Source organism: Streptomyces sp. NPDC055189, assembly GCF_053606765.1.
Genome location: NZ_JBSGSG010000007.1, coordinates 51,821 through 63,484, shown reverse-complemented (window position 1 = coordinate 63,484; position 11,664 = coordinate 51,821). Strand labels below are relative to the sequence as shown.

11 protein-coding genes are annotated in these 11,664 nt (G+C 71.3%); all 11 read right to left on the bottom strand.

The window, feature by feature from the left end; all coding sequences use genetic code 11:
• Position 1 precedes the first annotated feature (1 nt).
• The 11 genes from ACWFR3_RS07565 to ACWFR3_RS07515 are packed head-to-tail and all read right to left on the bottom strand — an operon-like array spanning position 2 to position 11,663.
• Entirely contained in the window at positions 2-571 is a 570-nt protein-coding gene (locus ACWFR3_RS07565) for a dTDP-4-dehydrorhamnose 3,5-epimerase family protein (protein ID WP_453733625.1), read from the bottom strand.
• Positions 568-1,794, bottom strand: coding sequence for a polysaccharide pyruvyl transferase family protein (locus tag ACWFR3_RS07560; RefSeq protein ID WP_453733624.1), 1,227 nt, complete (start codon positions 1,792-1,794; stop codon positions 568-570). The genes ACWFR3_RS07565 and ACWFR3_RS07560 overlap by 4 nt, the downstream gene beginning before the upstream one ends.
• On the bottom strand, positions 1,791-2,738 hold the full coding sequence (locus ACWFR3_RS07555) for a glycosyltransferase family 2 protein (RefSeq protein ID WP_453733623.1): 948 nt from the start codon (positions 2,736-2,738) through the stop codon (positions 1,791-1,793). Before ACWFR3_RS07555 ends, ACWFR3_RS07560 begins: the two co-directional genes overlap by 4 nt.
• The gene (locus ACWFR3_RS07550; protein WP_453733725.1) at positions 2,735-4,018 is read right to left on the bottom strand and encodes a hypothetical protein; all 1,284 of its coding nucleotides are present in this window, start codon (positions 4,016-4,018) and stop codon (positions 2,735-2,737) included. The genes ACWFR3_RS07555 and ACWFR3_RS07550 overlap by 4 nt, the downstream gene beginning before the upstream one ends.
• 26 nt (positions 4,019-4,044) lie before the next feature.
• Positions 4,045-5,334 (bottom strand): DUF4910 domain-containing protein, encoded by a 1,290-nt coding sequence (locus tag ACWFR3_RS07545; protein WP_453733622.1) that lies wholly within the window; start codon positions 5,332-5,334, stop codon positions 4,045-4,047.
• Positions 5,331-6,356: an NAD-dependent epimerase/dehydratase family protein gene (locus tag ACWFR3_RS07540; protein WP_453733621.1), complete on the bottom strand. Its 1,026-nt coding sequence runs from the start codon at positions 6,354-6,356 to the stop codon at positions 5,331-5,333. Before ACWFR3_RS07540 ends, ACWFR3_RS07545 begins: the two co-directional genes overlap by 4 nt.
• A gap of 3 nt (positions 6,357-6,359) precedes the next feature.
• Entirely contained in the window at positions 6,360-7,022 is a 663-nt protein-coding gene (locus ACWFR3_RS07535; RefSeq protein WP_453733620.1) for a PIG-L deacetylase family protein, read from the bottom strand.
• Entirely contained in the window at positions 7,019-7,813 is a 795-nt protein-coding gene (locus ACWFR3_RS07530) for a glucose-1-phosphate cytidylyltransferase (RefSeq protein ID WP_453733619.1), read from the bottom strand. The genes ACWFR3_RS07535 and ACWFR3_RS07530 overlap by 4 nt, the downstream gene beginning before the upstream one ends.
• Entirely contained in the window at positions 7,810-9,060 is a 1,251-nt protein-coding gene (locus ACWFR3_RS07525) for a class I SAM-dependent methyltransferase (RefSeq protein ID WP_453733618.1), read from the bottom strand. The genes ACWFR3_RS07530 and ACWFR3_RS07525 overlap by 4 nt, the downstream gene beginning before the upstream one ends.
• Positions 9,061-10,329, bottom strand: coding sequence for a glycosyltransferase family 4 protein (locus tag ACWFR3_RS07520; protein ID WP_453733724.1), 1,269 nt, complete (start codon positions 10,327-10,329; stop codon positions 9,061-9,063).
• Positions 10,330-10,331: 2 nt separating this feature from the next.
• On the bottom strand, positions 10,332-11,663 hold the full coding sequence (locus tag ACWFR3_RS07515) for an O-antigen ligase domain-containing protein (RefSeq protein ID WP_453733617.1): 1,332 nt from the start codon (positions 11,661-11,663) through the stop codon (positions 10,332-10,334).
• Position 11,664 lies beyond the last annotated feature (1 nt).

Here is an 11,664-nt window from a genome sequence, read left to right as displayed (position 1 = left end):
TTCACCCTTCCTTCTGCTTCAGAGCCTCGGCCTGCTTCAGGGCCTCGGCAAGGCTCGGCGCCTCCCGGTCCCGCTCGGACATCAAGGTGACCGGCAGCGGCCACGGAATGGCGAGCTCCGGGTCGTCGTGGGCGATCGTCACGTCCTCGGCCGGATCGTGCGGACAGTCGATCTTGTACGAGGTGTCGGCGGTCTCGGTCAGCGCCTGGAACCCGTGCGCGCACCCCGCGGGGATGTACAGGGTCACCTGGGTGTCGCCGGACAGCTCGAAGAAGGCCCGGCCCAGATAGGTCGGCGAGTCCGGGCGCAGGTCCACGACGACGTCGAAGATCTTCCCGTACGAGCACCGCACGAGCTTGGCCTCGCCGGCCCCGGAGCGCAGGTGCATCGCGCGCACCACCCCCTGGACCGAGCGGGACACGCTGTCCTGGATGAAGGCGTGCGGGTCGAGGCCGACCGAGCGGATCACGTCGGTGTCGAAGGTGCGGCAGAAGAAGCCGCGTTCGTCGGCGTGCGGCGTCGGCTCGAACAGGTACGCCCCGGCGATCGCCGGGACTTCGGTCACCTTCACTTGGCCTCCCGCAGGGTGTGGTCGGTCGCCGGGAACAGGGCCACGGTCAGGGCGGTGAACTGGTCCTCGATACGCCGGGCGGCGCGCAGGTTCTGCTCGGTGAGGGTCTCGCGCACCTCGGCCGAGCTCTGCTCCAGTGCCCGGAACTGTTCGAGCAGCCGCCCGGCGTCCAGTTCGCGGGCCGGGTGGCAGTACTCGCCGAGACCCATGCGGTCCATGAGCACGTCGCTCTTCGCCGAGTAACTGACGGCGAGCGTGGGTGTGCCGACCTTCAGCGAGCAGATCAGGTTGTGGTAGCGGGTCGCCACCACGGTGTCGGCGGCCGCCATCTCCTTCATGAGGTCGTCCAGCGAGGCCGTCTCGGCCACCGTGACCAGCGGCGAGTCCACCGCGTCGAGGATCGCCTCCGCCACCGGCAGGTCGAGTTCGTCGCCGGTGACGAGGCGGACCGGCCTGCCGTCCTCGACCAGCGCGCGCACGAACGCGGCCGTCCCGTCGAGGTAGCGCCGGTTGATCTCGACGGCCCGGGCGCGCTCGTCGTTGCTGCCGTGGAAGTCCATGACGCCGACGCAGACCGGGCCCGGCGGCCCCGAGGGCGTGTGCGCCGACGGCGTCGGCAGGGCGAACACCAGGTCTTCGTAGACCTTGTCGCGCTTGGTGTCCACCTTCATCGCCCGCATCGCGTCGCGGGACTGGTCGTCGCGGTACGAGCGGTAGGCGGCAAGCCGCGCCGACCAGCGCACCAGGGTCCGGGTCGGCCGGTTGCCGATCTTTCCGGCGCCGACGCTGACCAGCGCGACCCGGCTGCCGAAAAGGCGGCCGGTCGCGCAGAGCAGGAACAGTGAATAGGGGAAGCCCCACGGCCGCAGCGGCAGCGTGGTCTCCAGGACACCCGTGCCCGGCACGATCACCACGTCGTGGCGGCGTACCCAGGCGGCGGTGCGGACGACGTCGACGAGTTTGCCCACACCCTTGGTCGCGATCGCGCTCGCACGTGACGCGGTGCGGTACTCCCCGCGGTTCCAGTTCAGCCGCGTCGCGGGAATCCGGTAGCGGGTCGTGACGTCCTCGGGTCCGCCGCACAGCGCGTCCACGACCGCCTTCGGGTGCTCGGCGCGGAGGTACCCGAGCACGGCCTCCAGCGATCCGTTGTTGCCGACGTTGCCGGAGCCGAGCAGACCGAACACCCCGACACGCACCGGGGTTTCGTTGCCGGACGTCATGCCTGCCTCCCTTCACGGCCCGCGACGAGGTCGTCGACGGAGACGGTGAACAGGGCCGGGTCGACCGGGGCACGGTCCTCGACCCGCTCGCCCGCCCCCGGCCGGGTCCGGCTGGTCATCCAGGCCGCCAGGTGGCCGTAGCAGGCACGCCGGTCGGCCGCGGACAGCGGGGCCCGCCGGACCGCCGCGACGAAACCCCAGACGTACTCGGCCAGCAGCCGGGGCGTCGGGTGCAGCGGGCCTGCCCGGCGCGGGTCCAGGTTGACGCACCGGGAGCGCTTGGAGGGGTTCGCCCGCTCCGCGCGGGTGGGGTGGTCGCGGCGGAAGTACAGCAGCTCCGGCACCTGGTGGAAGGGCCCGTGCAGGGCGATTTCGGCGACGAACGTGCGGTCCGCGTGGTGGTAGCTGTCGTGCGGCTTCACCCGGCGCAGCACGTCGGCCCGCATCACCCCGTAGAAGTCGTCGCCGCCCGGCTCGAAGAGCATGCTGCGGAAGCGCTCCGGCGCGCGCGGCGAGTCGGTGGCCAGCGTGTACTCGTAGGGGACCGTCACCTTGCCGTCGCCGTCGATGACCGCCTGGTCGGCGTGGGCGAGGATCACCTCGGGGTGCTCGTCGAGCGCCTCCACGCAGCGCCGCAGCAGATCCCGTGCGTACAGGTCGTCGTGCGACGCCCACTTGAACAGCTCGCCGTGGCACTGGGTGAACACATAGTTGTGGTTCGGCGCGGCGCCGATGTTGCGGAGCAGCCGGATGTAGCGGATGCGCGAGTCCCGCGCGGCGTACTGGCGGCAGATGTCCTGGGTCTTGTCGGTCGAGGCGTTGTCGGTGATGACCAGCTCGAAATCCTCGTAGGTCTGGCCGAGCAGCGCGTCGAGCGACTCGGCAAGGTACTCCTCGCCGTTGTAGACGGGCAGGCCGATGCTCAACCGGGGATGGGCGGTCATTGCGTCCTCACTTCGGGAATGGGGTTCTGGCGGCGCTCGCGCAGAGCGGACCGCAGTTGCAGCCACCACACGGCGGAGCTGCAGAGGGACGCGGCGGCGACGCCCCAGGCCGAGCCGGCCGTGCCGGCCACGAGCGCCCCGCCGAGTCCGCCGCCGACGTAGCAGGTGGAGGCGAACAGCTGGCAGCGCAGGCTGCGCCGGGCCGCGGCGAGCGCGCGAAGACCGGCCGCCGCGCCGGTGCCGATACCGGCGCCCGCTACGCCGAGCGTGACCGGCACGATGATCGCCGAGGAGGAGCTCCAGACGTCGCCGAGGATGAGCTCGCCGAGCCGGTCCGGCATCAGCAGCAGGACCGCGCCCCACGAGAGCGCCCCGACGGCCTGCCCGGCGCCGAGGAAGAGGCAGAACCGGCCGAGCCGTTCCGGGGCCTGGCGCAGCATCCGGGCCGCTTCCGCGACGGTGACCAGCGTCAGCCCCATCAGTACGGCGAGGAACGGGCCGAGCAGCAGCTCGGCGCCCCGGATCACGCCCACCGCGCTGACCCCGACGATCGCGCCGAGCCCGTAGGCCCGAAGCTGGCTCGCGCCGCTGACGCCGACGTTCTCGATCAGGTACCGGTAGCTGAGGTCACGGTGGTCGTGCAGCCACTCGCGGCCTCCGGTGAGCCGGGGCCGGATGCCGGACTGGAAACAGCCGTACACCGCGGCCACCGTGGCGGACGCGCCCCAGGCGAGCACGAAGGCGGTCACGCTGCCCACGCGGGCCGCCACCACCATCGCCGGCACGAGCGCGACGCCCCACACGACGTCGTTCACGAACGCCTTCTTGCCGTTGCCCGCGGCGAAGAACGAGTACCGCCAGGCGTCCTGCAACAGCAGCCCCGGCAGCATCAGGCCGAGCCCGGCGAACGCTGGCCCCACCTGGCCGCCGAGCGCGAGGCCGACCACCAGACACCCCGCGCCGATGACGGCACCGACGCCGAGGGCGGTACCCGACGACCGGGCCACCGCCCCGCGCCACGACGCGTCGGACACGCCGCTGAAGCGCACCACGAGCGGGTCGGTGGCCAGGCCGCGGGAGACGCTGAGAACTACTCCGTAGGTCACCCAGGCCAGGCTGAACACGCCGAACGCGGTCAGCCCGAGGGAGCGCGCGACGTAGATCCCCACCGCGAAGTTGGACAGACTGGAGGCCGCCTGGTCGGCGAGGCCCCAGGACAGCCGTCCGAGGATGGCCCGTCTGGCGGTGGGCCGGGCCGTCTGCTCCTCCCCGGTGGTCATCGGCTCCTCCCCGGTGGTCTTCGGCGTCACGCTTTGATCAGTCCGGCGGCGTGCAGGGCGTCGGCCGCGCCGGCGACGGTGTCGAACGGCAGCCCGGACCGCTCGGCGACGTCGAGCAGACTGTGCTCGCCGTCGGAGAGGTTGAGCACCCAGAGCATGGCCATCTGGGCCTCCTTGGTGTCACTGCGGCCGCCGAGCGCGTCGTACAACCCGCGCCGTCCCAACTGCGGTTCGCCGTAGGGGCTGAGATTCAGATAGCGCCGGTTGCGGTCGAGGACGGCGAACGCCTCGCGGCAGACCGCGAGCGTGTCCGCCATCGCCGCCGGGAACACGAAGTCCGGGTTGTCGCCCGAGGTGTGATACTCCGGGTACTCCGAGTACGGGGTCCTGCTGAGCGAGCCCACGCCGAGGTTGAACCCGGGTGAGCAGTACTGCCGCTCGTCGTATCCGTACGGAGTGAACTCCCTTACTCCGTGCGGGCGTTCGGAGACCTTGAGCACATGCCGCAGCACGTGGTCGATCTCCGCGTCGCCGCGTCTGCTCTGCTTGTACGTCAGTTGGCCCGAGTCACCGGCGCAGGCGAGCACGAGGCCGTGCTTGACCTGTTCGATCCGCTCCTTGTTGCGGGCCAGCCAGGTGATCGCCCCGACGGTGCCGGGCGCGTAGACGAACCGATAGGTGTAGTACGGGTTCGTCTCCGCGAGGGCCATGGCCAGGAACGTCGCCACGGCGATCCCGGCCAGGTTGTCGTTGGCCAGCGACGGGTGGCAGACGTGGCAGGAGACGATCACTTCGTCGGGCACCTGGCCGGGGACCACGTGCTCGGCGTAGGTGAGGTGGCCGTCTTCAAGGGTGGAGTCGACGCACACCTCGTACTCGCCGTCCGGCAGCGCGTCCAGGGTCTCCTGGGCCAGGCAGAATCCCCACTCCGGTTTGTAGTAGCTGGTGCGGTACGGCACCCGGGTCGGGTCGTCCGGCAGGGTGTGCAGATGCTCGCGGAGTTCGGCAAGCGGCATGGTCCGCGCCACCGGCACGCTGTAGCCGAGCACGTGCAGGCTGGACGCGGCGAAGTCGACGACCCGGTTGCCCGCGCTGTCGGCGACGTAGGCGTCCCGGATGTTCCACTCCTGCGGCACCGTCCAGTCGAGCACCTGCGTCCCGGTCGGCACCTCGTGCACCTGCAGCGGGATGTACTCGCCGACGATGTCCAGGGTGGCGCGTACGCCGTCGCCGGTGATGCTCCGGCAGAGCGGATAGAGCCGCTCCACCAGCGCATGCATCTGTTCACCGGCGCTTGCGTCGATCTGTATGGTCATCCGCGCCGCCGCAGGGTGTCGTCGACGGTGCCGGCCTCGGACGCCGCGCGCAGCACGGCGAGACGGGTGAAGCGCTGCTCGAAGTCCTCCCGGGTCAGCCCGAACTTGCGGTAGGCGTCGGCCAGTTCGAGCGCGCCCTGCTTTACCGTCCACTCGCAGTCGAAGCCGGGAATCGCGGCGCGGAACCGGGAGAAGTCCACCCGGTAGGAGCGCGGGTCGGCGCCGTTCTCCCCGGTGATCCGCACCTTCGCGCCGGACACCGCGTCGGCGACCTGCTCGGCGATCTCGGCGACCGTGACGTTGTTGGTCTCGCTGCCGATGTTGAAGGCCCGGTCGTGCACCGCCTCGCGCGGCGCGTCGAGCGCCGCCGTGAAGGCCCGTGCGATGTCGGCGGCGTGCACCAGCGGACGCCAGGGCGTGCCGTCGGAGAGCACCAATACCTCGCCGGACAGGAGCGCGTGGCCCACCAGGTTGTTCAGGACGATGTCGGCGCGCAGCCGGGGCGAGTAGCCGAAGGCGGTGGCGTTGCGCATGTACACCGGGCTGAAGTCGCCGTCGGCGAGGGCGTGCAGGTCGTCCTCGACGCGCACCTTGGACTCCGCGTACGGCGTCACCGGGCGCAGCGGGGCGTCCTCGCCCACCAGGTCGCTGCCGCCCGCGGCGCCGTAGACCGAGCAGGTGGAGGCGTACAGGAAGCGCCGCACTCCGGCCTCGCGGGCCAGCCGGGCGAGCCGTACGGACGCGTGGTGATTGATGTCGTAGGTGAGCTCCGGTGCGAGGGAGCCGAGCGGATCGTTGGACAGCGCGGCCAGGTGGATCACGGCGTCCACCCCGGCCACGTGTTCGGCGGTGAGGTCGCGCAGGTCCACCCGGTGACCCTGCGGGTCAGCGGGCGGCGGACCCAGGACACAGTCGGCGAACAGACCGGCGTCAAGGCCGACGACTTCGTGTCCGGCGGCCGTGAGTACCGGGGCCATCACGGTGCCCAAGTAGCCCTGGTGTCCGGTGAGCAGTACGCGCAAGGTTCATTCCCCCAGGTCGAAAGTGCCGAGATTGAGCGTGAGTTTGGTGACGGCGAACGCCTCGGCGTACCGCGCGTGACATTCGATGCCCCTGATCCGTGCGAGGCCGAGGAAGGCCTCGCGGTCGTACCAGGGGCGGTGCCGCTGCGAGGGGTAGTGCTCCTGCAGCAGCCGCACCTTCTGTTCGGCGGTCGCCGGCGCCAGCGGCTGGTACGCCGGCATGCGGCCGAGGTCGCCGTCCCATTTGACGATCTCGTAGCCGAGTACGAGGTGGTCGCGGAAGGCGGTGGTCATCAGCTGCGCCAGGCCGCGGTGGTCCTGGTGCGCGTCATCGGTGCGCGGCGCCAGGACGAGGTCCGGCTCGGTGCGCTCGCGCAGTTCCTCGACGGCGGCCTTGGCCTCCTCCCACTGCGCGGGGAGCCGGCCGTCCGTCAGCTTGAGCACGGTCAGGCGCAGATCGGCGCCCGGGCAGAAGGCGGCGAGCGCGGCCTGCTCCTCCTGCTCGCGCTCGCTGCCACCGCCGGTGAGCACGAGGGCGTCGACGCGGATGCCCGGATGGGCGAGGCACATCGACAGGAGTGTGCCGCCGGCGCCGATGGCGATGTCGTCGCAGTGCGCGCCCACCGCGACGATCCGGCTCAGCGGCCCGGCCCCGAGCCCGATCACGCGCTCACCCCCGCGCTGTCCCGCTCCCACACGGCCCACGGGCGGTCGCCCCGTGCGTAGGCCTCGTCGAGCGCGGCCCGCTCCTTGACCGTGTCGGTCGGCTTCCAGAAGCCGCGGTGCTGGTGCGCCACCAACCGGCCCTGCTTGGCAAGGCCGCCGCATCCGTCGGCGACCAGGTCACCGTTCTCCGGTATGTGGTCGAAGACCTCCTGGCGCAGCACGAAGTAGCCGCCGTTCTCCCACATCGGCAGTTCGCTGACCGGGGTGATGCCCCCGACCAGGCCGTCCTCGCCCAACTCCACGCAGTGGAAGGAGGACTGGGGCGGCACGACCATCATCGACGCGCCCGCGTCACGCGCGGCGAACCGGTCGATCATCTCGGGCAGCGGGGCGTCGGTGAGCACGTCGGCGTAGTTGGCGAGGAACATCTCGTCGCCGTCCAGGTGGTGGCGCACCCGGCGAAGGCGTTCGCCGATCGGTGACTCGATGCCGGTCTGCGCGAATGTGATCGTCCAGTCCGAGATGTCGGTGGAGAGCAGCTCGGTCCTGCCGCCCCGCAGCACGAAGTCGTTGGACGTCGTCTCCTCGTAGTTGAGGAAGAAGTTCTTGATGTGGTGCGCCCCGTACCCCAGGCACAGGATGAACTCCGTGTGCCCGAAGTGCGCGTAGTAGCGCATCACGTGCCAGATCAGCGGCCGCGGGCCGACCATCGCCATCGGCTTGGGCACGTCGTCGGCGGCGCCGCTGCGCATCCGCATCCCGTAACCGCCGCAGAACAGTACGACCTTCATGCTGTGACCTCTCCAGACGTGCCCTCGACAATGCTCAGTTCCGGGATGGGAAAGACAAGGCGGCCGCCCCAGTCGTGCACGAAGGACAGCTGCTCGACCAGCTCGGCCCGCAGGTTCCAGGGCAGGACGAGCACGTAGTCCGGCCGGTCGATGCTGATCTGCTCGGGCGGCAGGATCGGGATGCGGGTGCCCGGCGTGAACCTGCCGTGCTTGTAGGGGTTGCGGTCGACCGTGTACGCGAGCAGGTCGGGCCGGATGCCGCAGTGGTTGAGCAGGGTGTTGCCCTTGCCGGGGGCGCCGTAGCCGACGACCGTCTTGCCCTCCTCGGCCGCCGTGATGAGGAACTTCAGGAGGTCCCTGCGCACCTTGGCCACCCGGGCGGAGAACTCGGTGTACCCCGACAGCTCCTGAAGACCGGCGGCCTTCTCCCTGTCGAGTACGTCGACCACCCGCTGGGAGGGCTCGCCGGCCACCTCGGCGGGACGGGCCCACAGCCGGATGGAGCCGCCGTGCGTGGGCAGCAACTCGACGTCCACGAGCGCGAGTCCGCCGCTGGCGAGCGCCCGGATCGCGGAGGCGACCGTGTAGTACTGGAAGTGCTCGTGGTAGATCGTGTCGTACTGGTTCTCCTCGATCAGGGTCAGCAGGTGCTGCACCTCGATGGAGACCCAGCCGTCGTCGGCGACCAGGGCGCGCAGGCCCTCGGTGAAGCCGACCACGTCGGGGATGTGCGCGTACACGTTGTTGGCCACGACCAGGTCGGCCGGGCCGTGTTCGGCGCGGACGGCCGCACCGGTCTGCGGGCTCAGGAACTCCGTGAGCGTGGGCACGCCCGCCTCGCGCGCGGCGGCACCGACGTTCACCGAAGGCTCGACGCCCAGGCAGCGGATCCCCCGGTCCACCACATGCTTGAGCAGGTACCCGTCGTTGCTCGCGACCTCGACCACGAAGGCGTCCGGGCCGAGGTCCGTCCGCTCCACCGCGTCGGCGACGAACGTGCGCGCGTGCTCCACCCAGGACGTCGAGAAGGAGGAGAAGTACGCGTACTCCGTGAACGTCTCCTCCGGCTTGATCAGCGGCGGGATCTGGGCGAGCCAGCAGTCGGTGCAGACCCGCAGATGAAGCGGGTACGCCGGTTCGGCCCTGTCGAGTTGATCAGCGGCGAGAAAGCTCTCGCACGGCGGAGTCGCCCCCAGATCGACGACGCTCCCCAGCGCCGCCGAGCCGCAGAGTCGGCATCGTGTCATTTAGTTCCCCCCAGTTCTGCTCGCGCGGGTGCCCCACCGCGAGCCAGTGTTTCCATCCCCTGCGGGCGGCGTTTCCCCGCCGCCCGACCGCTCCGCGATCGCGGAGCGATACCCCTCCACCAGGCGACCGAGACCGACGGCCGGGCTGAAACCCTGCTCGTATCGGCGTCGGCCGGCCCGGCCCATCTCCTGGTTCCGCGCCGGATCGGTCGTGATCCGGCGCAGACAGGACGCGAGTGAGGCGGGCTCCCCCGGCCGGTGCAGCAGCCCGGTCACCCCGTCCTCGACCAGTTCGACGAAGGCGCCGTGACCGGCGGCGACGGTCGGAACCCCCGCCGCCATCGCCTCGACGACCACCAGGCCGAACGCCTCGAGCCACGTCGAGGGAGCCACCACGGCCACCGAGCGCGCGATGGCCTGCCGGCACTGCTCCGGGTCGTAGAGGCCGACGTACCGTACGTCGTCCCGGCCCGCGGCCCAGGCGGTCACCTCGTCCTCCAGCGGTCCCGTGCCGGCGATGACGAGCGGCACGCCCACACCGCCGGCCGCGGCGATCTCGTCCCACGCGGCCATGAGCAGCCGCACGCCCTTGGCCTCCGCGAGCCGGCCCAGATAGAGCAGATGGTCGCCCGCGCCCGATCGACGGGCGTCCGGGTCCGGCACGAAGTTGTGCTTCACCACCAGGCGTTCGGCCGGCATGCCGGCCCGCACCAGGATCTCGCGCTGCGCGGCGCTTATGCAGAAGAACCGCTCCACGCCGGTCCACCAGCGCCGCCGGTTGACCGACAGGCTGAGCGCGAGCGGCGCCGTGGCGAGCCGGGAGCCGCGGTAGCAGCCGTGCCGGACGGCGGGCAGCGGCGTCCCCCCGACGCACTCGGTGCACGGCCGGCCGTCCCGCTGCAGTGTGCCGGGCGGGCAGACCTGCGTGTAGTTGTGCAGCGTCGCCACGACGGGCACGCCGGCGTCGGCGCAGGCGGCGATGACCGCGGGCGACAGGAGCGGGAAGACGTTGTGGACGTGCACCACGTCAGGGCGTGAGGCGCGCAGCCGGGCGGCGAGCTCGGAACGGACCCTCGGGTTCCACGGCACGAGCAGCGGCACCGTGGCCTTGACCGGCAGAGACATGGCGCCGATGTCGTCGCTGCGCCGCTCGAACACCTCGACCCGGTGTCCGGCATCGCGCAGCAGCGCCGTCTCCTGGTCGACGACGTTGTTCTCGCCGCTCGGCTGCGCCGAGGCATAGCGGTTGTGCACCACGAGGACGTGCATGCTCACGGTCGCCTCCGATCTTGGGCCCAGCGCGGGATACGTCGTCGTGGGGCCGCGGGCGCCGCGAGGGGCGCGGCGGCCTCGGGAGCGGTCGCGAGGAGCGAGGCGGCCAGGGCCAGATGCAGCAGATAGGGCGAGGCGTCGCCGAGGCCGGCCTCGGTGTACGACGCGATGGCGCAGTAGCTGATCAGGAAGATCGCGCAAGCCCTCGCGAGGGACGGCGGTCGGAGCAGCGCGACGGCGCCGAGGATGGTGACGAGCGCCGCCACGAGGGTGACGCCGATCCAGCCCTGCTCGTGGTAGACGGCCAGCCAGCTGTTGTCGATCGGCAGCCCGCCGAACGACTTGTCGCCCAGGCCCATCCCGAACAGCTTCTCCACGGTCGACCGGGGTGCCGCGAGGAGGGCGTCCCAGACCTTGGCCCGGCCGGTGAGGCTGGTGAGGTACTCCTGGCTCTGTCCGCGCAGGAACCACGCGCGTAGCAGGGGGGCGAACCCCACCGCGGCCACCACGGTGACGACCACCGCCCCCGTGAAGAACCGGCGGGCGGCGGCACTGGTCAGGACGAGCGAGCCGATCGCCAACGCCAGACCTATGAGCATGCCGAGCGTGGCCGTGCGGGTATGGGTCAGCGCGAGCAGGACGACTGAGGGCACGATGACGACCGTCGCGCTGACCCGGTCGGTCCGGCGCCCCATGAGGAGCAGCACGGTGAGCCCGATGATCACCGCGGCGTACTGTCCGATCTGCGGCGGGGTGAGCGGCCACAGCGCGCCGACGAGCCGCCCGCCGTAGACGTCCGGCATGGCCGCGCCCGGCGAGATGACCGCGCCGGCGGCGACCGACCCGAGGACCGCGAAGTAGATGCGGATGTGGTGCCGGACGAACGTCTCGCTGCCGTCCCACCAGCGGCTGAGCAGCCACAGCGTGCCGATGAAGAGAGCGAAGCGGGTACAGCGGAACAGCGCGCCGAACCCGGACGCCAGTTGCAGGCTGGAGAGCACGCTCGGCACGAGGAGCAGGGTGAGCAGCAGCAGGAAGGCGCTGGCGTGGATGCGCAGCCGCGGATTGAGCGCGAGCGCCAGCGCGAACGCGGCGACCAGCGCGCCCATGGTGATCAGCTGGATGAGCCCGCGGGGCAGCGGAATGACGGTCTCCGCCCCCGTGGAGCCGAGCGTGTTGAGGATCAGCAGTCCCCAGACGGTCCCGACGAGCTTGGGCGTGCCGGGGCGCGCGCCGGCGCCGTGCTGTGTGCCCGCCGTGCCTGCCGTACCCGAAGTGCCCGCCGTGCCGGCTCCGCCCGGCAGCCCGCCGCGTCGCAGGTCCTGGCTCATC

Bases quoted from the DNA above. Each gene is read 5' to 3' on its own strand.
- ACWFR3_RS07520 (WP_453733724.1), bottom strand. From the start codon at position 10,329: ATGCACGTCCTCGTGGTGCACAACCGCTATGCCTCGGCGCAGCCGAGC.
- ACWFR3_RS07530 (WP_453733619.1), bottom strand. From the start codon at position 7,813: ATGAAGGTCGTACTGTTCTGCGGCGGTTACGGGATGCGGATGCGCAGC.
- ACWFR3_RS07550 (WP_453733725.1), bottom strand. From the start codon at position 4,018: ATGACCACCGGGGAGGAGCAGACGGCCCGGCCCACCGCCAGACGGGCC.
- ACWFR3_RS07545 (WP_453733622.1), bottom strand. From the start codon at position 5,334: ATGACCATACAGATCGACGCAAGCGCCGGTGAACAGATGCATGCGCTG.
- ACWFR3_RS07555 (WP_453733623.1), bottom strand. From the start codon at position 2,738: ATGACCGCCCATCCCCGGTTGAGCATCGGCCTGCCCGTCTACAACGGC.
- ACWFR3_RS07560 (WP_453733624.1), bottom strand. From the start codon at position 1,794: ATGACGTCCGGCAACGAAACCCCGGTGCGTGTCGGGGTGTTCGGTCTG.
- ACWFR3_RS07515 (WP_453733617.1), bottom strand. From the start codon at position 11,663: ATGAGCCAGGACCTGCGACGCGGCGGGCTGCCGGGCGGAGCCGGCACG.
- ACWFR3_RS07525 (WP_453733618.1), bottom strand. From the start codon at position 9,060: ATGACACGATGCCGACTCTGCGGCTCGGCGGCGCTGGGGAGCGTCGTC.